We start from the raw sequence: 20,944 nt of genomic DNA, 5'->3' as shown, positions 1-20,944 counted from the left end.
CACGCTAAGCACGGCGGCCGACAGTTCCCGGCGTTGCGAGACCGGCCTGTGGATAACTTCGATGGGCGGCGCGTGATTAGCATCGGACGCCGTGAGTGACGAGTCGCACGACGACCACGCCGAGCTGTTGCGACGTCGCGAACTCACCGAGGACGCGGCCCGTCCGGACGCCGTGGCCCGGCGGCACGCGGCGAACGCCAGGACCGCCCGGGAGAACATCGCGGACCTCGTCGACGAGGGCTCGTTCGTCGAATACGGACGATTCGCCATCGCGGCACAGCGGCACCGCCGCGACCTCGACGACCTGATCGCCCGAACGCCCGCCGACGGCCTGGTCGCCGGAACGGCGCGGATCAACGGCGCGCTGTTCGGTGCCGAGCGCAGCGCGTGCGCGGTGCTGTCCTACGACTACACCGTGCTCGCCGGGACGCAGGGCGCGCTGGGCCACCGCAAGAAGGACCGGCTGTTCGAGCTGATCGAGCGGATGCGCCTGCCGACGGTGTTCTTCGCCGAGGGCGGCGGCGGACGGCCGGGCGACACCGATATCCCGGTGGTCTCGGCGCTCGACGCCCGCGCCTTCAAGCTGTGGGCGGCGCTGTCGGGGGTCGTGCCGCGGATCGCCGTCGTCCATGGCCGCTGCTTCGCGGGCAACGCCGTCATCGCCGGATGCTCGGACCTGATCGTGGCAACGGAGAACACGTCGATCGGTATGGGCGGACCCGCGATGATCGCCGGCGGCGGACTCGGCGACGTGCCACCGGACGAGGTGGGTCCGATCAGTGTCCAGGCGCCCAACGGGGTGGTCGACGTCGTCGTGGCCGACGAGGCCGAGGCGGTCGCGGTGACGAAACGGCTGCTCGGATACTTCCAGGGCACGACCGAGCCGGGACCGGTCGCGGACCAAACCCGTTTGCGCACAATCGTTCCCGAGCGTGCCCGCCGGGCGTATCAGGTCGCGCCGATCATCGAGACGTTGGCCGACGAGGGAACGGTGACGTTTCTGCGGACGAAGTTCGCGCCGGAGATGGTGACGGCGCTGGCGCGCATCGACGGTCGACCGGTCGGGATCATCGCCAACAACACGATGGTGATGGCGGGTGCGATCACCGCCGCCGCCGCCGACAAGGCGGCACGCTTCCTACAGCTGTGCGACGCGTTCGGCTTACCCGTGCTCTCGCTGGTCGACTGCCCGGGCTACATGGTGGGTCCGGCCGCCGAAGCCGAGGCGTTGGTGCGGCGGGGGTCGCGGATGCTGGTGGCGGGCGCGGCACTGGAGGTGCCGCTGATCGCGGTGATCCTGCGGCGCGGGTATGGACTGGGCGCACAGGCGATGACCGGCGGCAGCCTGCGTGAGCCGGCGCTGACGTTGGCATGGTCGGGTGCACACCTGGGACCGATGGGGCTCGAGGGCGCGGTCCGGTTGGGGATGCGCAAGGAACTGGAGGCGATCGCCGACGAGGACGAGCGCGAAGAACGGGTGCGGCAGGCGACGGCGGCCGCACAGGAGAACGCCAAGGCGCTCAACGCCGCCGCGCTGTTCGAGATCGACGACGTGATCGACCCGGCGGAGACGCGGGACGTCGTGATCAACACGTTGACCGCGGCGACGGCGCACGCGCGCCGTAGCCAGAGCCGACGGTTCGTCGACACCTGGTAGCGAGGAAAAGACGGGGACGGTGCCGCCTGCGCCTCTCGGCGAGTGGTCGCCCGAAGCGACGATTGTGATTGGGGCCCGGGGCATGCCCGGCACCGTCGCATCAGTCAACTGGGCGGTCCCGAGAGGTATTCCCGTCGATTGGACGAAGGTCAACGGTCAAGCCGGCCGCCCGCCGCCGACCCCCCGATCCGGCGGCGGGCCACCGGTGGTCAGGCGGGTTCGGCGTAGAGCCGACGGTCGCGCACCGGGTGGCCGTGGCGTTCCGCGAGCGACCTCAGCTGCCGCAGAGCAAACGTGCGGCCGCGTCCCGCCTCGGGCACGAAGATCCCCGCCCACAGGCCTTCGGCGCGCGGTAGCTCGCACGCCTCCCGTGCGCAGAGCCAGCGGCGAGGGCACGCCCGGCAGATGGCCTTCGCCTGCTCGTCGGCCGAGGTCGTCCACCGCTCCGGATCCCGGGTGCAGGCACCGACGGGCGTCTCGTCCCACTCACTCATGTTCATCTGCGATGCTCCTCTGTGCTGGGTGCGGCCCGTCGGCTGCGATGCCGAAAACGTAGCGCATAAACCGTAGCGCTGCAACGGTTTATTATGAGTTCTGCTGTCCGAGTTCGGCTATACCGGTCTTGAACAGGCAATAAGGGGCCATCGGGACTCCCCATACGCGTAGCACCAACAGTCGCGCACGGGTATGAACTGGAGCATCGACACGATTTCACACCCGCCACGCCGCCCCAAGCCGTAGCGCGCAACATAAGGGCGGATACGATTACGGCACCGTCTCTCCCCGCCCTCGAGGACCCGCCGCGCCCATGACCAATCCGGAGTCGATCGACGGATCGACCGAGGCGCTCGATCCCGGCATGGTTCGAGCGGGAGCGGTCGCGGCCGCTCGACGCCGCGAACTCAACATCAGCCAACGCAGCCTCGCCGCGAGCGGCATCATCAACGCCGGGGCCTTGATCGCGTTCGAGAAGGGCAGAAGCTGGCCGCGGGAGCGGACGCGAGCAAAGCTCGAGGAGGTGCTGCGGTGGCCGCCGGGCACGATCGAAGGGCTCCGGCGAGGCGAACCGCTCGGTCAGGATCATCGCTCCGCGGCGGCGCCCCGCAGCGACGAGGTGCCGTTGATCGCCGAGGCGGTGATCACCGCCGCACGGACGTTCGACGCGGCCATCGCGGCGCTACCGGCATCCGAGGATCCGGAGTTCAGAGCGAAGGCGGCGAAGATCTTGGCCGACCTCCGTCAGCTGGAAGCCGTGGCAGCGCGGGCAGCGCGGATCAGCCGGGTGACCCCCCCGCTCATCAAGGCGTTGAGCGCGGTGCGGACGCGGTACGACGAGCTGATGTTGCGCGCGGCGCGGTCTGCCGGCGCGACGTTGGGTCAGCGCCTCTACGCGGCCCGTCGCAGGGCGAACCTCACCATCGCCGAAACCGCCCAGGCGGCAGGGGTTTCCGACGACGACATCGCGCACGTCGAGGCGGAAGAGCGGGTGCCGGCGGAGGCCGCCGAGGCAATCGCCGCACTCGTCGACGAACTCAGCTGAGCCGGAGAACCGCTAGCGCTCACGGCTGCGGTCGTCGGTGGTGGGGAAGTGCTCGGCCAGCGCGGCGGCGATCTCGAGGAACCGCCGGCGGGTCTTCGCGGACATCTCCGATGTCCCGTTGATCACCCCGCCGGGCCGCAGATGCCCGTCGAACGGCACCTCGATGACCCTCTGACCGTGACCCGAAAACTGTTGAGCCAGAACCGAACGCGTGCGCTTATCGGCGTGCCCGTCGGAGTCGTTGAGCACGATGACCGTGCGTTGCAGCAGCCCGGTCAGCCCCCGCGCAGCCAACCAGTCCAGTGTCTGGCCGGCCACGGCCGCGCCATCGACCCACGGTGAGGACACCACGATCAGTGCGTCCAGGTCCCGAAGCACTTCCTGGGTGACGGGGGAGTCCATCGTCGAACTGCAGTCGACGATCGAGATCGTGAAGTAGCGGTCCAGCCGAGATGTGGCCTCACGGTAGATCGCCGGGTCGAGCACGCGCCGGCGCGCTGGAGTGCCTTCACCGGCGAGCACGAAGAGCCCGGCGGCGTTGTTTCCGACCCGGCCGCGGATGTCTGCGAAGGTTTCCAGGTGCTGGTCGGAGGCCAGTTCCCAGTACGAGCCCGGGGCCTTCGGATCGACCCGGCTGCCCAGCTTCCCGAACGCGGTGTCCGCGTCGACCGCGACGACCCGGTCGTCCTGGCGTAGTTCGGCGAACACGGAGCCGATGCTCGCCGAGACGGTCGTCTTACCGACCCCGCCCTTGCCCATCACCCCGATCTTGTAGTGACCACGCAGCGCGCCGCGGATCTTGGCTTCCAACTCGGTCTGCCGGACCTCGTCCGGTCCCGGTCCGAGGTTCACATATCCGAAGGTGGCCCGGTAGAGGGCGAACCGCCAACCCCGGGTCGGGGCCGCCTTGCGCGGGGGCACCAACTCGTCGGGCCTGATCCGTTCGGCGTAGGAGCCCGTCGGTTGCGGGGGTGCGCCCTGGCCCTGCGGGTTCGGAACCAGCCCACCCTGCGGGCCCGGACCTAGCCCACCCTGCGGGCCGGAAACCGGCCAGGGTCCGCTCGTCGGCTGACTGGACTGCTGCGGAGAACGCGAAGGCGGCTGCTGCCTGGTCGGGCGGCCCCACATCCGCGGGTCGGGACGGGGCGCGGCCGGTACCGGTCCGGTGTCGCGAAGAGGGTCAGGTGGCGGGCCGAAGCGGGAGGGCTGCTCGCGGAAACTGGTGCGCGGCGCCTCCGCATCCGGGAACCCCGGTGGCGGCGATTGCGCCGGCTCGGGGTCGGAGGGTGGTGGGGGGTCTTGGCCGGATTCTTCGGGGCTCGCCCAGCCGAGTTCTCTCCGCAACGCGTCATCGCGGTCGGTCAATGCGATTTCCTCCGGATCTTTGTCTGTCGGCCCCCAGGCATCAGTATCAACCACGCTTGCGGCTGCCCGTCGACCGCACCGCCAGCTAACACAGGCCGCCGATTTTCGGGGACGTTGGGGGCGGCATTGAGCCGACGCTCGGCGCGCGGCAACTGTCGGCGCGGATGCTTGCCGGTGCAGGCGACAGCGCGCGGCTTCAGCACGCGGCCGCGGTGGCCAAGCTCATCAACGGGGTTTGCTGAAACAGACATAGGCGCGCTTATGCCGCTGGGATAGACCACGAAGCATTAACTGAAAGTCGTTCGTGCGCGACGACGAGCGGAACCGGGGCGCCGAATATCGGTGTGATCAGGGGTGTCCAACCGCTGGTACGCTAGCTCGCGGCGACGGGGCCTGGGTAGTCGGTTCCGCCAGTGTTGAGGTCATCCGCGGCAAAAGACCAGAGGTCTGTGCGCAAACCGGAGGTGCCCACATCGGCTTGTCACCGCGCACGACGAAGGGAAGGGGTGAACGGGCATGTCCGGCGACGACGTGCGCGCCTCCGCCGCTCACCTCGGCGATCTGGCCGCCCGGCATGCCCGCACGGCCGCCGATACGCGGGCGATGAGTCGTGCTGCCGACGGAATCCAGGCAGCGGTCACCAACACCCACGGCACGATCGCGGCGTCGACTTCCGATGCGCTCGATGCCGTCCTCACGTCGCGAGACCACGCGGGCGTCGCGGCGTCGGACTCGTCGGCCGCGCTGTCTGACATGCTGATCGAGGCCGCCGCGCGTTACGACAGGACCGATGAGGCGGCGGCCTCGGCATTGAACACCCAGATGCAGACGGGTCGGCCGTGAGCACCGACGCCACGCCCATCGACGACGTGGTGGGCGCCGAGGTCACCATCGACGGAATGTTGGTCATCGCCGATCGGCTCGGATCGATGGAATTCCCCACCGCCCTAGGCATCCGGCTGAACATCCCCCAGCCCGATCTGCGTGACCGCGTATGGGACCAAGTGGCCCGCGATCTGACCGCACAGGGCGTACTCGACGCGTTCGGGCATCCGCACCCCGAGGTGGCGGCGATGGTCGACACGTTGAGCCGGGCGGACCGCACATTGGAAGCCCGCTGGTGGCGACGCGACGTCGGCGGAAAGCTGATCCGGTTCGTGGTCTGCCGCAAGGGTGACCGCCACGTCGTCGCGGCTCGCGATGGCGACATGCTCGTGTTGCAGCGGGTCGCCCCCCAGGTTGGTCTGGCGGGCATGGTGACGACGGTGCTGGGCACCGCGACACCCGCCGACGTCGAACCGCTGACGGGCGTGGCGAGCAAACTCGCCGCATGCCGCGAGGCAAACCAGATCGCCGCCTACGGAATCGGGCCCTCCTCGGCGCGCGCCTACGCCGACATCATCGCCGACCCGCAGAGCTGGGCGGAGATCACCGCGATCGAGCGGCATCCGGGCGGCACGTTCACTCAGGCCGGCGTCGCCGCGGGCGTGCTGGACTCGAAGCACGGACGGATCGTGTCGATACCCCGGAGGGTCGGCGGTGAACTCTACGGCAGCTTTTCCACTCCGCGGGAGACGCTGTCCAAACAGCCGACGACGCAGTGGACCGCGACGCCACCGGTACGGCCTCCCGTCCGCCCGCACCGATGCCCAGTGGGTACGTTCCCGAGGAGATGACGGGGCAGACGGTTCCAGCCGGGCAGACCAGGGTGGGTCAGGCGCCGCCGCCGCAGCAGAACGAGATCACCACGCAGATGCCGCCCGCGCGGTCGACAACGCCTCCGCCGCAGCCGAATTCGATGATGCGCGTGCCGATGGGCGGTACGGCGGCGGGCGCACGGTTCGAGCAGGCTCGGCCCGTTCCCACACCGGCGCCGCGGCAGGCTCCCGCCCCCGCGCCGAGCCGGCACTTCGCCGAACCGGACCAGACCGGTGCCTTCGCCGACGCCGCGCCCGCGCAGACGTCGGCGGCCACCATCGGTAATCACCGCGCGATCGACGCGCTAGCGCATGTCGGGGTGAAGTCGGCGGTGAAGATGCCGCCTCAGCGGGGTTGGCGCCACGTGCTCTACGTGCTGACGCGAATCAACCTGGGCTTGTCGCCGGACGAGCTCTACGAGATGGAACTGCACACCCGGATCCGCCGAAATGCCCGGGATTCGTACCAGATCGGTGTGTTCGGGCTCAAGGGCGGTGCCGGCAAGACCGCTGTCACCGTGGCGCTCGGGTCCGCCATGAGCAAAGTGCGCGGTGACCGAATCCTGGCCGTCGACGCGGACCCTGACGGGGGCAACCTCGCCGACCGCGCGGGCCGCCAGTCCGCGAGCACCATCGCCGATCTACTCGCCGACAAGGAACTGCAGCGCTACAACGACATTCGCGCGTACACAAGCATGAACGGCGCGAACCTCGAGGTGCTCTCGAGCGAGGAGTACAGCGGAGCGCGACGCGAGTTCAACGACGGGGACTGGAAGGGCGTGACGAACATCGTGTCGCGCTACTACAACCTCGTACTCGCGGACTGCGGTGCAGGGTTGTTCCAGCCGGCTGCCCGCGGCGTGCTGTCGACGGTCTCGGGTCTGGTGATCGTGGCGAGCGCGTCGATCGACGGCGCCCGGCAAGCCGCGATGACCATGGACTGGTTGCGGCAGAACGGATACCAGGATCTGCTGAGCCGCTCGTGCGTGGTGATCAACCATATCGTGTCCGGCAGGCCGAACATCGATGTCGACGATCTGGTCGCGCAGTTCGAGCGTCACGTACCGCCGGGCCGGGTCATCGTGCTGCCCTACGACAAGCACATCGCGGGGGGCACCGAGATCCAGTTGGAACTGCTCGGCAAGACGTTCCGTCGCCGGATCGTGGAGTTGGCCGCCGCCCTGTCCGATGACTTCGACAGGCTCGAACGTCGGTGACAGCAACCGCCGCAGCGACATCCGCCTCGAGCGTCACGCCCGGGCGGCCGTCGACCACCCGGGTCACGATCCTCACCGGCCGCCGCATGACCGATCTGGTGTTGCCGGCGGCCGCGCCGATCGAGACCTACATCGACGAGACCGTTTCGGTGTTGGCCGAGCTTCTCGAAGACACACCCAAGGATGTACTGGCGGGGTTCGACTTCAAGGCGCAAGGCGTGTGGGCGTTCGCCAGACCCGGTGCACCGCCGCTGAGGTTCAACGAGTCGCTGGACGACGCGGGGATCGTCGACGGAGCGCTTCTGACATTGGTGACGGTCAGCCGCACCGAACGCTATCGGCCGCTCGTCGAGGACGTCATCGACGCGATCGCCGTGCTGGACGAGTCGCCCGAGTTCGACCGCTCGGCGCTCAACCGCTTTGTCGGAGTAGCGATTCCGCTGGTGTCGATGGTGGTGACGGCGATGGCGGTGCTGGCCTGGTCGCGGGCCGGGCACGATTGGTGGTGGGCGGCGGCTCTCGGGGTGCTGGGGTTCGGTCTGCTCGGGGGCAGCGCGTTGGCGAAGAACCGCTACCAGAACATCGACCTCGCCGAGAGCCTGCTGACGGCGGCGCTGCCGGCGATCGCCGGTGCGGTGGCCCTGGCGGTCCCCCTTCCTCGGGGCGTCGAATCGCTGGGCGCACCGCAGATCGCGGGTGCCGCCGCCGTGGTGTTGTTGCTGACGTTGGCGACCCGCGGCGGACCCCGCCGAAGAGCGGAGTTGGCGTCGTTCCTAGCCGTCACGTCGATCGCGGCATTCGGGGCGGCGATCGCGTTCGGCTACGGATGGCAGCACTGGGTTCCCGCGGGGGCAATCGCTTTCGGCCTGATCGTGGTCACCAACGCGGCCAAACTGACGGTCGCCGTCGCCCGCATCGCGTTGCCGCCGATCCCCGCACCGGGCGAGACGGTGTCCAACGACGAACTGCTCGATCCCGTCGCGACATCGGGAAGCGATGAGGAGTCGCCGACCTGGCAGGCCATCATCGATTCCGTACCGGAGTCGGCGGCGCGCCTGCACGAGCGCAGCCAGTTGGCCAGGCGGCTGCTGATCGGGTTCGTCACCGCGGGAGCACTGGTGCTGTCGGTCGGCGCGATCGCCGTTGTGAAGCAGGGCCATTTCTTCGTCCACAGCATGATCGTCGCGGGTCTGACGGCGATGATCTGCGGCTTTCGGTCCCGGCTGTATGCCGAAAGATGGTGTGCCTGGGCGTTGTTGACGGCGACCGTCGCTATCGCGACGGGTGTGATGGTTCGGCTGTGCCTGTGGTATCCGGACAGGTCCTGGCTTGTCCTGGCGATCTACGTGCTCACGGGGATCGTTGCATTGACCGTCGTCGGCGCCACCGCGAACGTGCGCCGGATCTCGCCGGTGACGAAACGGATCCTCGAATTGCTTGACGGCGCCGCGATCGCCGCGGTGATCCCGATGCTGCTGTGGATCGCCGGCGTCTACGACCTGCTGCGCAACTTGCGGTTCTAACTCCACTGCGTCAACGGGCGGTCCCGGCGCACCCCGTCGACGGTGACGTCCACTCGCTCGTCGAAGAAGCAGATGCGGTCGCGGACGCGTTCACCGTCGGGCAGGGGATCGTGATAGGTCCATGCAACGTCGCGCTTCCCGTCGGGCACCGAGAAGTACGACGCCCGCCCCTTGTACGCGCAGTAGGAGACGGTGTCGCTGTCGACGAGATCGGCGACGACGTCGTCGCGCGGCAGGTAGTACCGCACCGGCAGATGAGTCTCGAACAGCAACAGCGGGCGCGTCGACTCCGCGAGCAGGCGGCCGTCCGATTCGATGCGGACATGGCGGCTGCCGGCCAGTATGTCGATGCGGTGATACGGGTCGTGCGGATGGCTGACGATCGGTTCGTCCTCTTCGCGCCATTCGAACGCGCCGAAGTCCAGGACCGCGTAGCCGGCCAGGTCGGGGTCCTCGGGTTGGAAGGCGGCTGCGGGTGCCGTTTCCTCGCCCGCGACGACGTCGAATTCGGCGCCGGGACACGAATGGGTGCCGAACGAGACCGTCGGATCCAGCACCGAACGGTCGGCACCGGGACGGTCCATGTCGTCGTCGCCGGACTCGGCGCCCGCCGGCACCAACTGCCCGACGAGGTCGGCGACCGGAACCGCATACGTCGGCAGGATCCGGCGGGGTTCCCACACCAGCACGGCGTCACAGGTGTCGACGAGCGGTTCACCGGCCAGGGCCACGCGGATCCGTTTGGGTGTCGGTTCGTACCGGAGGGCATCGAGGCTTCCGCGCAGGAGGTCGGCCATCCGAAGGGCCATCGGGCACCCCCTATCGGCGAGTCATCGGTGAGTCATTTGCGTGGCGGGCGCAAGACCTTCATCGCCATCCGCATCACCGGTGCGGGCACCCGGTCCTTGGCCGAGAGCGCGGCATCGGCGGCGCGACCCCGTAGCGGAGTGCCGCGGCCGAACATCTTGTTGAACGGACCGCCCGAGGGTTCGAGGTCGAAGTGCAGCGGAGGCTTACCGTCGGCGGCGCCGAGTGCATTGGCGATGACGACCCGCTGGATCTCGCTGGTGCCCTCGAAGATGGTGTACAGCTTGGCATCCCGATACCACTTCTCGACGGGATGGTCCTTGATGTAACCCCAGCCGCCCATCGTCTGGATGGCGCGTTCGGTGGCGCGGACCGCGACCTCGCTGGCGGCGAACTTCGACATCGAGCCCTCGCCGCGTTCGAACGAAATGCCGTTGGCGGCCATCCAGGACGCGCGCCAGGTGAGCAGACGGGCACCGTCGAGCGAGGTCGCGAGTTCGGCGAGCGGGAACGCGATGCCCTGGTTGTCGATGATCGGCGCGCCGAACGCCTCGCGCCGGTTGGCGTACTCCGTCGCGTATTCCAGGGCGGCCCTGGCTATTCCAAGCGCCTGAGCGGCGACCATCGGGCGCGTCTGCTCGAAGGTCCCGAGCGTCGCCGAGCCGGAGTGCTTACCGCCCTCGATCGCCTCACGGGCCTTGGCCAGTTTGTACTCGAGCTTCTCTTGTCCGCCGAGCAGGTTCTCTGCGGGGACGCGGACGCCGTTGAACTTCAGCTCGGCGGTGTGCGATGCGCGGCAGCCGAGCTTATCGAGCTTGCGGACCATTTCCAGGCCCGGTGTGCCGCCGGGCACGATGAACAGTGCCTGCCCCTTGTGGCCGAGTTCCTCGTCGACGACGGCGTTGACCACGTGCACGTTGGCGATGCCGCCGTTGCCGATCCACATCTTGTGGCCGTGGATGATCCAGTCGTCGCCGTCGCGGTGGGCGCGGGTGCGCAGGTTGCGGACGTCGCTGCCGCCTTCGGGCTCCGAGATCGCCAGCGCCGCAAGCTTGAGATCGCCTGGGGTGCCGAAGCATTCGGGTGCCCACTGGAGCATCTGTTCGGGTGAGGCGGCCTGACCGATCGCCGACAGCGCGAGCGCCGGCATCACGACGGCGAGACCGATGCCTGCGCACCCCCAGAACAGCTCCTCCATGAACATCGGCAGGGAAAGCCCGGTCGGGTCGCCGATGAGGTCGCGGTAGAACAGCGGACTGTAGAAGCCCCGGGCGGCGGCTTCCTCGAGGACCGGCCAAGGGAACTCCTGGCGCTGGTCGTACTCGAGCGCCACTGGACGGACGCACTGCTCGGCGAATTCATGGGTCCGTCGCGCCAGGTCATGTTGTGCCTCGGTGGGCGTCAAGTCGAAGGCCACAAAAGGGAGTTAGCCGCGCGGCGGCGTTCCGAAACACTTGTTCGCTGAAAAGGACAAACCCCCGGATGGCTAGGGGTTCATCCAGGGGCTTGTCGGTCGGTGAGTTACTTGACGTCTACATAGACGGTCTTGTTGATCACCCGGGTGTTGAGGTCACCGCCGACGCCCAGGCTGTCGGTCTGGGTGTAGGTCTGACCGGGGCGTATCGCCACCACCGACGCCTTGTCCAGTGGGGCATTTCCGATGCGGTTCACGATCACGCGGAAGCCTTGCGATTCCAGCTCGCTGATGGTCTGCTGCGCATTTCCGGGTCCCGACGGTGCGGCCTGCACGGGTGCGGCCAGTCCGATCAGTGCGGCGGCCAAGGCGCTGGCGGCGACGGTAGAGATACCAAACTTCTTCATTTCGGAGCCTTCTTCTGTTGTCCCGTTTCGTATCCGAGCCGTGGCATGTGTCGCGGTTCGTAGCTGCAGCTGATCTTGGAAACCGCGTGGTCAACGGTTTAATTCCGTTGGCAGAAATTGGTTGGCGGATGGCAGGAATCATGCTCCGCGGCAGCCGATCGCTTACGTTCGAAGTCCGAGCTCGCCCCAACTGTCGGGGCCATGGAGCTGCGCGCCTGGCCGCGTCTCGAAGGCCCGACGACCGTTCGTTTCGGCCTCGCCCATTCGAACGTATGATCGAGCAATGGGCGAGCTGAAGGGCATCGGGTACAACGGCCAGCCCGTGCAGCAAGCCTTCCGTCGCGTCGATCCGCCGATCACTGTGCTCGTCGACCTGGCCGCCGTCTTTCCCCGTGAGCCGCATGCGGTCGGCGGTTACAACCCCGCGGGTCTGCAGATGCACGCGGTGGTCGACGGGCGGCTGACGTGCTGGGGGTTGTGCGAGCAGGGCTACTGGTGGGGCCTGGTGACCTACGACATCGCCTACGGCGCGCGCCGCAAACCCGTCACGCATTGGATCCCCGCCTGGACGCTCAAGCCCAAGGCGGAGTAGCGCATGCAACGCACCGGCGATCACGGCGCCGGCCGATTACGAGGTCGGCCGGGGGTAGCCATTCGACGCGACAACACCTCATCGAGGGCGGCATCCAACGCATCAAGGGCCTTCACGACCGTCGCGCGATCGATGACTCCGCGCCCGCTCATGGCTACGAAGCGGCCTGCCCGAGACGCCGCCGCGCCTCTCCCGGTGAGATCCGTAGACGCCGGGCCACATCCCGGGGCGCCGCGCCGTGGTCGAGAAGCAGACGACCGAAGAGCCGTTGCTCGAGAGCTGCCGCCTGATTGTCGAGCCTGTCGAGCTGTTCGATCAGCGCGTAGAGCTCGGTACGTGTCAGCCCGTCAAGCCGCATTGTCGCGAGCTCTCGATAGAGCGCCTCCAATTCGGTGAGCACATCGGAGATTCGATTCGAACGCATGTACGAAAGACTAGCGCCAGGGTCCGGCAGCCGCGCGAAGTCATCCACAGGCCCGGCACCCGGGCCGGAATGAATTGGACCACGGTCCGGTTAAATGGAGTATGCCTGCTGTTACCGTCGATACGCTCACCCTTCCCCGCCTCGCCGCAGCCGGACCGTCGGACACCGACCGGCCCGTCCGGTCGATCACCACGGGACCCCGCGGGTTCGAGGGCGAGGGCTTTCCCGTAGTCCGCGCCTTCGCCGGTGTCCCCGCGGCCGAACTCGATCCGTTCGTCCACATGGATCAGATGGGCGAGGTGGAGTACGAACCGGGAGAACCACGGGGCACCGACTGGCATCCGCACCGCGGGTTCGAAACCGTCACCTACATGATCGACGGCCGGTTCGCGCATCAGGACTCTCACGGGGGCGGCGGGTTGATCACCGACGGCGCCACTCAGTGGATGACCGCCGGCTCGGGCATCCTGCACATCGAGACGCCACCGGCCGAACTCGTCGAGAGCGGCGGCGCGTTCCACGGAATCCAGTTGTGGGTCAACCTGCCCCGCAAGGACAAGTTCGCGACGCCGAAATACCAGGCGATCGAGGGCGACCAGGTCAAGCTGTTGTCGTCCGACGACGGTGGCGCTTTGGTTCGGATCATCGCCGGCGACATCGACGGTCACGTCGGCCCCGGCGCGACACATACTCCGATCACGTTGGCCCATGCGACGATTCAGCCGGGTGCGCGACTGGACCTGCCGTGGAGACGTGACTTCAACGCGCTGGTCTACGTGTTGTCCGGACGCGGGACGGTCGGCCCCGTCGCACATCCGGTCCAGCAGGGGCAGCTCGCGGTACTCGGGCCCGGCGATCGGATCAGGGTGCAAGCACAGCAGAGCCAAGACGCTCACCGTCCCGCCCTCGAGGTGCTGGTTCTCGGCGGCCTTCCGATTCGCGAACCCGTGTTCCAGTACGGCCCGTTCGTGATGAACAGCAAATCCGAACTGATCCAGGCGCTCGAGGATTATCAGGCCGGCAAGTTCGGCCGAATCCCTCCGAACGCCCTCATGCCTCACCGCCTTTAGTCGACCGTGCGGGTGCGGGCTTGGGATACAGCAGGTTCAGCGCCCCGAGATGGGCGGCGACGGTCACCAACGGCAGCGCCGCGGGTACGGCGAGCTCGTCGTCGGTGGCCTCGGCGCGCAGCGCCGTCACGAAGTCGTCGCTGAGCGGCGGCGGCGGATCGACCGCGCCGCCGGTCACCCTCGCGCAGATCGCTTCGGCGTGCGTTTCGAGCACCTCTCGGGTCCTCGGATAGATCCCGTGCGGCGGAGGAACGACGTCGGCGATCAGTTCGGCGGCGGCGCGCAGCCTGACGGCCCGGTTTGCCGATCGCACGGCGGGCGCGCGGATATCGGTCGGTCCGCTGCTCTCCGAAAGGAATTGCCGCACGGCGTCATCCGCGGTCCGCGACGCGCGCAGCGCCTGCTGGCTCAGCGTCATCACCCGGTCGGCGGCCTCCTCCGACGCACCGCGGGTCACCTTCAACACCGCCGCCCGAAGGAACGTCGCGCCTACGGCGAAGGCGTCGTCGATGGCCCGACCCAACCGATTACCGACACCCCGTGGCCACAACAGGACCGACACCACCACCCCGACGAGCGCGCCGACCACAACGTCCTCCACGCGGATCAGCCCGACGCTCCACCCGGTCGGCGCGATCAGGTTGAAGATGATCAGCACCATCATCGTGAACGCGGCCTGCCCGGCGATAAAGGAGGCGACCTCGGGCACGAAGGCGGATCCGAAGGCCACCACCGGCAGAAGCATCCACATGACGACGGGATCGACGCCGACCAGTTCGATGAGCCCGACGCCCAACAGGAATCCGATCGCGGTACCGGCGACGGCGCGCAACATCCGCGTGCCCGTGGTCAGCGCGCTGCTGCGCAGCACCGACATCGCTCCCAGCACGACCCAGAATCCGTGCTCGAGGGGAAACAGGTGGGTGACGGCGACCGCCAGCGCCAAGCCGAGACCGGTCCGAATGCTGTTGCGCAGGACCACCGCCCGGGTGGCGAGGAATCCGCGTGTGATGGCGGCGACGGCCGTCGTCTCGGGCATCACCCAGTCCGCGGTCCCGGTCTTGGGAAGACCACGGCCCAGTACCCGCGCCCAGACCGGGCGGGCATCGGCGGCCGCGGCGTTGCGGATGATGCGGCCGGTGACCCCGACCGTCGCCGAAAAGGTCCGTCGCCCAAGTAATTTCCGGCCGACGGCAATCGCGTCCGCGTCGTCCGACGAGGCGAGGATCTCGACGATGTCCTCGCGGTAGCGGCCTTGGGCGATCTCGCGAAGTTCGGTGAGCGCCTCCTCGAGGTCGGCGGTGCGGGCGGCGCGGGTCGAGACGTCGGAGATCTGCAGGACGGCCGCCGAATCCCGCAGCACCCGAATCAGCGGGTACTTCATATCCCCGAGGAGCCGCCCAGTGCCGTCGGTGATCCGGTCCGAGAGCCAACCGAGATCGTCGACCACCCGGACCAGGGCGCGGCTGCCGGCGGTCAGTGCGACCGGACGGTAGTCGGCGCCCAAGAACGTTTCCCACAGCTGGTTCATCGCCCGGTTGACGTTCTTGGCCGGGGTAGTGCCCTGTAGACAGTCGGCCAGTCGGTCGCACACGCGAGCGGCACCGCCGCGCAACTCGTCGTGGTGGCGCGGCGGCAGGAGGAACAGGGCGGCGGGCACACAGCATGCGAGCGCTATCAACCAGCCGAGCAGCCGATCGGGTATCGGGCCCACCGGAGTACACGCGGGCAACACGAACGTCATCAGCGTGGCGCGCTGTCCGGCGGCGATGATCTCGCTGAGCACCCCGGCGAACGTGACCACCACCCCGAGGACGAACATCGCCGCGACGCTGAGCCACGGATGTGGAGCCACCAGCGTGCCGAGCGTGATCAAGACGGCGCCGTTGAAGGCGAGCCCCAAATACGCCAGCGCGCGAGCCGGCCGGTTTCCCGGAAAGTCGACCAGGATCAGCAGCGCGACCGAACCGAAGATCGTGATCATCGGCGTCTGGGTTCCACCGCCGACCGCAAAGCTCACCGCGGCCGCGATCGGCAGCACGATGGCCGCCCGGATCGCGCGGCGCAGCGCGTCGAGTTCCGGATCGCGCCGGCGCAGGCGGTTCTCCGCTCGGCGCCACACCGGGGTGACGACTTCAGTGAGCGACAACCCCGGCGCCCGCGCTATTCACCGTCGAGGACCGACGCGAACCGACCGTCGTGGAGGGCTTCACGCAATTGCCCGGAGATCCAGCGCAACCCCTCGGGGTCGCGGGGCAACGTCGTCTGTTCATAACCGACGAAGACATAGACCGCGCATTCGGCGAACAGCTGCGCCTGCCGCTTGTGGTGCAGGATCTCGAACGCCGACTCGTACAAGATGTCGAAGCGCTGCTGATCGACCGCCACCTGCACCTCGTGCACGTGCGGGTCCAGCCTGCTCCACACCCGGATGGCGGCCTCGGCACTATGAGGGAGATCCAGACCGGTCTGGAAGAGGGCCTCGATGCGGCGGCGCGGGTCTGGCTCGTTGCGCACCGCTTCGATCACCCGCACGGTGCGCTCCTGCGTCCAGTGCGCGAGCAGCTCCCTGGTGTAGGCGGGCCAGTTCGGGAAGTAGTGATAGAACGACCCGGTCGTCACGCCGAGCCGTTGACAGACCTCCGCCAGCTTCAGACCGCCGTATCCCAGATCGGACAGAATCTCGATACCCACGTCGAAGTAACCGGTCCGCGATACGACGCTGCCCATTGCCTGGACATTAGTTCCAAGTCCGGCCGATTCCTACGTCGAATTTCCCGGCCGCGAGCACTTGCAATTTGCTGACAATGGGCAGGTGGGGGCGTCTGACGAAGCTGATGTCTCACCACGGAAGTGACGTGTGGCACAATTTGACCGTGCCGTATACGGCGAGTAGAGGTCCGGGTCGTCCCCCCGCAGCGAAGGCTGCCGAGACGCGTGAGCGCATCATAGGAGCCGCGCGCGAGGTTTTTAGCGAACTCGGATACGATGCCGCGACCTTCCAGGCGATCGCCGTTCGCTCGGATCTGACGCGTCCCGCGATCAACCACTATTTCGCCAACAAGCAGGTTCTATGGCGCGAAGTCGTGCAGCAGACCAACGCCGCGATAGTTAGCGCCGGAAAGGCGCGCGCGCAAGACGAAACCAATCTGCTCGCCAGGTTGTCGGCGTACTTCACGGCAGCGATGCAGGCCGACTCCGAAGATCGTTCGGCGGCAGCATTTCTGGTGACATCGGTGCTCGAGGCCCAGCGCCATCCGGAGCTCAGCGACGACGAACACGACTCGCTCAAGCACTCCCGCGAGTTCGTGGCATGGGCGGTCAACGATGCGATCGCACGCGGCGAGCTCACCACCGACACCGAGGTCGACTCGCTCGTCGAGATGCTGGTCGCCGTCATGTGGGGCATGGGCTTCTACGCCGGCTTCGTCGGAAGCCACGACGAGCTCAAAGCGGTGGTGCGCCAGTTCGAGCTGCTGATGTCCAACAACCTCTGGCGCCTGCAGTCCTGACGACGGGTTTTCCAATTTCGTCGTCGCGTACAGGGACTGAAGAGCGCCCTTCTGGGCGGCCCAACCGGTTGGTTAGGATCGGGGCATTCCTCGGGTCAGGAAGGACTCCCCATGACCACTGATATCGCCACGCCGGCACAAGCCACCGAAGACATTCCCAGCGTCGTCCGCCGTCTGCGCGAGACGTTCAAGACCGGACGAACCAGGGACATCGAGTGGCGCAGAAAGCAGCTCAAGGCGATCGAGCGCCTCGCCGTCGAGAACGAGGAGGCCATCGCGGCCGCGCTCGAACAGGATCTGGGCCGCAACCGCTTCGAGGCGTGGCTGGCCGACATCGCGAGCACCGCCGGCGAGGCCAAGGATGCCGCGAAGAACCTCCGCAAGTGGACCCGGCGCCGCTATCGGCTGCTGGAGATGTCGCAGCTGCCCGGCCGGGGTTGGGTCGAGTACGAGCCCTTCGGCACGGTGCTGGTCATCGGCGCGTGGAACTTCCCGTTCGTGCTGACGCTGGGCCCGGCGATCGGGGCGATCGCGGCCGGTAACACCGTGGTCCTCAAGCCGTCGGAGGTCTGCCCGGCGTCGTCGGCGTTGATGGCCGAGCTGGTGCCGCGCTACCTCGACACCGACGCGATCGCGGTGATCGAGGGCGACGGCTCGGTCAGCCAGGAGCTCATCGCCCAAGGCTTCGACCACATCTGCTTCACCGGCGGCACCGAGATCGGCCGCAAGGTGTACGAAGGGGCGGCGCCGCACCTGACGCCGGTGACGCTCGAGCTCGGCGGCAAGAGCCCGGTGATCGTATCGGCCGATGCCGACGTCGACGTCGCCGCCAAGCGCATCGCGTGGACCAAGCTGATCAACTCGGGCCAGATCTGCATCGCACCCGACTATGTGCTGGCCGACGCGAAGATCCGCGACCAGCTCGTCGACAAGATCAAGGCCGCGGTCGAGACCTTCGAGTCGGAGAACCCCGACGGCAAGCGCATCGTCAACGAACGCCACTTCGGCCGGCTGACCGACGCGCTGGCCGCCACCAAGGGTCAGGTGGTTATCGGCGGCGGTTCCGACGCGTCGAAGATCAGCATCCAGCCCACCGTCGTCGTCGACCCCGACCCGGCGGAGCCGTTGATGACCGACGAGATCTTCGGTCCGATCCTGCCCGTCGTGACGGTCCAATCACTCGACGACGCAATCAGTTTCGTCAACTCGCGGCCCAAGCCGCTGGCGGCCTACCTGTTCACCAAGACCAAGAGCATCCGCGAGCGGGTGATCAAGGAGGTGCCCGCCGGCGGCATGGTGGTCAACCACCTGCTGTTCCACTTCGCCACGAACAAGCTGCCGTTCGGCGGCGTCGGCCCGTCGGGCATGGGCGCCTACCACGGCAGGTATGGCTTCGAGCAGTTCAGCCACAAGAAGTCCGTGATGACCAAGCCGACCCGACCCGACGTCGGCGCATTCATCTATCCCCCGTATACAGAGAAGGCGCTGAAGCTCGCCAAGAGGCTCTTCTAGAAAGGAACCCCATGCCAGGAGTGCAGGATCGCGTCATCGTCGTCACCGGGGCCGGAGGTGGACTCGGGCGCGAATACGCGCTGACGCTCGCCAAGGAGGGCGCCAGCGTCGTCGTCAACGACCTCGGTGGTGCGCGTGACGGCACCGGCGCCGGTTCGGCGATGGCCGACCAGGTCGTCCAGGAGATCAAGGACGCCGGTGGCCGGGCGGTAGCCAACTACGACTCCGTCGCCGAACCGGAAGGCGCCGAGAACATCATCAAGACCGCGCTCGACGAGTTCGGCAAGGTCGACGGCGTGGTCTCCAACGCGGGCATCCTGCGCGACGGCACCTTCCACAAGATGGAGTTCGCCAACTGGGACGCCGTGCTCAAGGTGCACCTGTACGGCGGCTACAACGTGATCCGCGCCGCCTGGCCGCACTTCCGTGAGAACAGCTTCGGACGCGTCGTCGTGGCCACCTCGACCAGCGGCCTGTTCGGCAACTTCGGCCAGGCCAACTACGGCGCGGCCAAACTCGGCCTCGTCGGCCTGATCAACACGCTGGCCCAGGAAGGCGCGAAGTACAACATCAAGGCCAACGCGGTCGCCCCGATCGCGGCGACCCGAATGACACAGGACATCCTGCCGCCGGAGGTCTTCGAGAAGCTGACGCCGGAATACGTTGCGCCGGTGGTGGCCTACCTGATGACCGAGGAACTGCCCGACACCGCTTCGGTGTTCATCGTCGGCGGCGGCAAAGTCCAGCGCACCGCGCTGTTCCAGAACGAGGGCATCACCTTCACCGAGGTGCCCTCTGTCGACGACATCGCCGCGAAGTGGGGCGAGATCACCGACCTGTCGGCGGCGCAGCGGGCCACGTTCAGCCTGGGCTGAGCTCTCCCGGCATGGTGATTCGTGCGTGAAAACGTTCGGTGAGAGCGAACGAAATCACTCACAAATCGCACGGGTAGCGTCGAGGAGTGACCGATACGTCTTCACTTCCGCCGGCGTTGCGTCGGGCGGTCGAGTTGTTCGCCGATCCGCCGACGCGCCTCGACGTCAGCCAGGGCTACCTGGACCTGCTCGACGACGCGGCGTCGCGCAACCAGGCTCCGCCGGCCAACCGGGGTCTGATCCAGGCGGTGTGGGCATCCGGGCCTGGTTCGACGTTCTACGACTACGCGCAGGGCTTGGCCCGCAGATTCGTGGGCGCGTGGCAATTGCCGATCGACTGGCTCGACATCCCGAAGGGCGGTGTCGCGCTCGACGTCGGAAGCGGGCCGGGCAACGTCACCGCTTCGCTGGCCCGTGCGGCCGGACCGGAAGGGCTTGCGCTGGGCATCGACGTCTCCCGACCGATGCTGGCGCGGGCGGTCAGCGCTCAGGCCGGTCCCAACGTCGGGTTCCTGCGAGCGGACGCCCAGCGGTTGCCGTTCCGGGACGCGGCCTTCGACGTGGTGACGTCGCTGGCTGTGCTGCAGCTGATCCCGGAGCCGTCCTCGGCGGTGGCCGAGATGCACCGCGTGCTGCGTCCCGGCGGGCGGATCGCGATCATGGTGCCCACGGTCGGCAAGATGCCGCCGCCGCTGCGATGGTTGTCCAGCGGCGGGGCGCGGTTCTTCGCCGACGACGAACTGGGCGACATGTTCGAGCAACGCGGATTCGTCAGCGTGCGCACCAAGTCCATCGGCAACATTCAGTGGGTGCGGGCCCAGCACCCGTAGATTCGACGACATGAGCACCGGCGGGATCGTGCTTGTCGCGTTGGTGATCGCGGTCGGCGTCGTCGGCATCGTGGTGCCGGTCCTTCCGGGCACCTTGTTGGTCTTCGGGGCGATCGCGGTGTGGGCCGTCGTGGAGGGGAACCCGACCGCGTGGGTGACGCTGGCCGTGGTGACGGTGCTGCTCGGCGCCGCGGCGCTGATCAAGTACACGTGGCCCGTCCGGCGGATGCGTGAGGCCGACGTGCGCACCTCGAGCCTTGTCGCGGGCGGGGCGCTCGGCGTGATCGGCTTCTTCGTGATCCCCGTTCTCGGGCTGGCTATCGGCTTCGTATTGGGTGTCTACCTCACCGAACTGACCAACCGGCACGATCGGCGCGCGGCGTGGACTTCGACGAAGCACGCGCTCAAGGGTGTCGCCCTGTCGGTCGGCGTGGAAATGACCGGTGCGCTGCTCGCTACGGTCGTTTGGGTCATCGGGGTGTACCTGACGCAGTAGCTTGCA

21 protein-coding genes are annotated in these 20,944 nt (G+C 67.8%); 13 read left to right on the top strand and 8 right to left on the bottom strand.

Features of this window, described 5'->3' with window-relative positions; all coding sequences use genetic code 11:
- Positions 1–91 precede the first annotated feature (91 nt).
- On the top strand, positions 92–1,657 hold the full coding sequence (locus tag AU193_RS07395; protein ID WP_064421715.1) for an acyl-CoA carboxylase subunit beta: 1,566 nt from the start codon (positions 92–94) through the stop codon (positions 1,655–1,657).
- A 209-nt stretch (positions 1,658–1,866) separates the two neighbouring features.
- Here the strand turns inward: AU193_RS07395 and AU193_RS07390 are convergent, their stop codons facing one another.
- On the bottom strand, positions 1,867–2,157 hold the full coding sequence (locus tag AU193_RS07390; protein WP_064421714.1) for a WhiB family transcriptional regulator: 291 nt from the start codon (positions 2,155–2,157) through the stop codon (positions 1,867–1,869).
- 308 nt (positions 2,158–2,465) lie between these two features.
- On the opposite strand from AU193_RS07390, the gene AU193_RS07385 reads away from it, so the two are divergent.
- A complete protein-coding gene (locus tag AU193_RS07385) occupies positions 2,466–3,197 on the top strand; it encodes a helix-turn-helix domain-containing protein (protein WP_064421713.1) in 732 nt (243 codons plus the stop codon).
- Positions 3,198–3,209: 12 nt separating this feature from the next.
- Here AU193_RS07385 and AU193_RS07380 read toward each other — a convergent pair whose 3' ends face one another.
- On the bottom strand, positions 3,210–4,562 hold the full coding sequence (locus AU193_RS07380) for a MinD/ParA family protein (RefSeq protein WP_082682878.1): 1,353 nt from the start codon (positions 4,560–4,562) through the stop codon (positions 3,210–3,212).
- A 516-nt stretch (positions 4,563–5,078) separates the two neighbouring features.
- Between AU193_RS07380 and AU193_RS07375 the strand changes: the two genes are divergently transcribed.
- The 4 genes from AU193_RS07375 to eccD are packed head-to-tail and all read left to right on the top strand — an operon-like array spanning position 5,079 to position 8,999.
- A complete protein-coding gene (locus AU193_RS07375; protein ID WP_064421712.1) occupies positions 5,079–5,405 on the top strand; it encodes a type VII secretion target in 327 nt (108 codons plus the stop codon).
- 56 nt (positions 5,406–5,461) lie between these two features.
- Entirely contained in the window at positions 5,462–6,238 is a 777-nt protein-coding gene (locus tag AU193_RS07370; protein ID WP_156425147.1) for an ESX secretion-associated protein EspG, read from the top strand.
- Entirely contained in the window at positions 6,163–7,476 is a 1,314-nt protein-coding gene (locus AU193_RS07365) for a MinD/ParA family protein (protein WP_082682870.1), read from the top strand. The genes AU193_RS07370 and AU193_RS07365 overlap by 76 nt, the downstream gene beginning before the upstream one ends.
- Positions 7,473–8,999: a type VII secretion integral membrane protein EccD gene (gene eccD, locus AU193_RS07360; RefSeq protein WP_064421710.1), complete on the top strand. Its 1,527-nt coding sequence runs from the start codon at positions 7,473–7,475 to the stop codon at positions 8,997–8,999. Before AU193_RS07365 ends, eccD begins: the two co-directional genes overlap by 4 nt.
- Here the strand turns inward: eccD and AU193_RS07355 are convergent.
- The 3 genes from AU193_RS07355 to AU193_RS07345 all read right to left on the bottom strand — a co-directional run bounded on the left by AU193_RS07355 (position 8,996) and on the right by AU193_RS07345 (position 11,627).
- Positions 8,996–9,808, bottom strand: a complete 813-nt coding sequence (locus tag AU193_RS07355; protein WP_064421709.1) for a DUF427 domain-containing protein — start codon at positions 9,806–9,808, stop codon at positions 8,996–8,998. The genes eccD and AU193_RS07355 overlap by 4 nt on opposite strands.
- 32 nt (positions 9,809–9,840) lie before the next feature.
- Positions 9,841–11,223, bottom strand: a complete 1,383-nt coding sequence (locus AU193_RS07350; protein ID WP_064421708.1) for an acyl-CoA dehydrogenase family protein — start codon at positions 11,221–11,223, stop codon at positions 9,841–9,843.
- Positions 11,224–11,327: 104 nt separating this feature from the next.
- A complete protein-coding gene (locus AU193_RS07345) occupies positions 11,328–11,627 on the bottom strand; it encodes a hypothetical protein (protein WP_064421707.1) in 300 nt (99 codons plus the stop codon).
- Positions 11,628–11,910: 283 nt separating this feature from the next.
- Between AU193_RS07345 and AU193_RS07340 the strand changes: the two genes are divergently transcribed.
- Positions 11,911–12,219, top strand: a complete 309-nt coding sequence (locus tag AU193_RS07340; RefSeq protein ID WP_064421706.1) for a hypothetical protein — start codon at positions 11,911–11,913, stop codon at positions 12,217–12,219.
- A 154-nt stretch (positions 12,220–12,373) separates the two neighbouring features.
- On the opposite strand, the gene AU193_RS07335 is transcribed toward AU193_RS07340, so the two are convergent.
- On the bottom strand, positions 12,374–12,643 hold the full coding sequence (locus AU193_RS07335; protein ID WP_064421705.1) for a hypothetical protein: 270 nt from the start codon (positions 12,641–12,643) through the stop codon (positions 12,374–12,376).
- Positions 12,644–12,744: 101 nt separating this feature from the next.
- On the opposite strand from AU193_RS07335, the gene AU193_RS07330 reads away from it, so the two are divergent.
- The gene (locus tag AU193_RS07330) at positions 12,745–13,713 is read left to right on the top strand and encodes a pirin family protein (RefSeq protein WP_064421704.1); all 969 of its coding nucleotides are present in this window, start codon (positions 12,745–12,747) and stop codon (positions 13,711–13,713) included.
- Here the strand turns inward: AU193_RS07330 and AU193_RS07325 are convergent.
- Together AU193_RS07325 and AU193_RS07320 are read right to left on the bottom strand one after the other, a co-directional pair.
- Positions 13,694–15,862 (bottom strand): FUSC family protein, encoded by a 2,169-nt coding sequence (locus AU193_RS07325; RefSeq protein ID WP_064421703.1) that lies wholly within the window; start codon positions 15,860–15,862, stop codon positions 13,694–13,696. The genes AU193_RS07330 and AU193_RS07325 overlap by 20 nt on opposite strands.
- Before the next feature lie 14 nt (positions 15,863–15,876).
- Entirely contained in the window at positions 15,877–16,443 is a 567-nt protein-coding gene (locus AU193_RS07320; protein ID WP_064421702.1) for a TetR/AcrR family transcriptional regulator, read from the bottom strand.
- Between the two features lie 146 nt (positions 16,444–16,589).
- Between AU193_RS07320 and AU193_RS07315 the strand changes: the two genes are divergently transcribed.
- The 5 genes from AU193_RS07315 (at position 16,590) to AU193_RS07295 (ending at position 20,938) form a co-directional block, all read left to right on the top strand.
- On the top strand, positions 16,590–17,225 hold the full coding sequence (locus AU193_RS07315; RefSeq protein WP_064421766.1) for a TetR/AcrR family transcriptional regulator: 636 nt from the start codon (positions 16,590–16,592) through the stop codon (positions 17,223–17,225).
- A gap of 111 nt (positions 17,226–17,336) precedes the next feature.
- Positions 17,337–18,737 carry an aldehyde dehydrogenase family protein gene (locus AU193_RS07310; RefSeq protein WP_064421701.1) on the top strand — a complete coding sequence of 467 codons (1,401 nt, stop codon included), beginning with the start codon at positions 17,337–17,339 and terminating at the stop codon, positions 18,735–18,737.
- Between the two features lie 11 nt (positions 18,738–18,748).
- Positions 18,749–19,612, top strand: coding sequence for an SDR family oxidoreductase (locus AU193_RS07305; RefSeq protein ID WP_064421700.1), 864 nt, complete (start codon positions 18,749–18,751; stop codon positions 19,610–19,612).
- A gap of 86 nt (positions 19,613–19,698) precedes the next feature.
- Positions 19,699–20,442, top strand: coding sequence for a methyltransferase domain-containing protein (locus tag AU193_RS07300; RefSeq protein WP_064421699.1), 744 nt, complete (start codon positions 19,699–19,701; stop codon positions 20,440–20,442).
- 10 nt (positions 20,443–20,452) lie between these two features.
- Positions 20,453–20,938 carry a DUF456 domain-containing protein gene (locus AU193_RS07295; RefSeq protein WP_064421698.1) on the top strand — a complete coding sequence of 162 codons (486 nt, stop codon included), beginning with the start codon at positions 20,453–20,455 and terminating at the stop codon, positions 20,936–20,938.
- Positions 20,939–20,944 lie beyond the last annotated feature (6 nt).

It is taken from the genome of Mycobacterium sp. GA-1285 (genome assembly GCF_001499905.1).
Taxonomy (GTDB): Bacteria; Actinomycetota; Actinomycetes; order Mycobacteriales; family Mycobacteriaceae; genus Mycobacterium.
The sequence above is the reverse complement of the archived record's forward strand: the minus strand, read 5'-3'. Positions and strand labels throughout refer to the sequence as shown.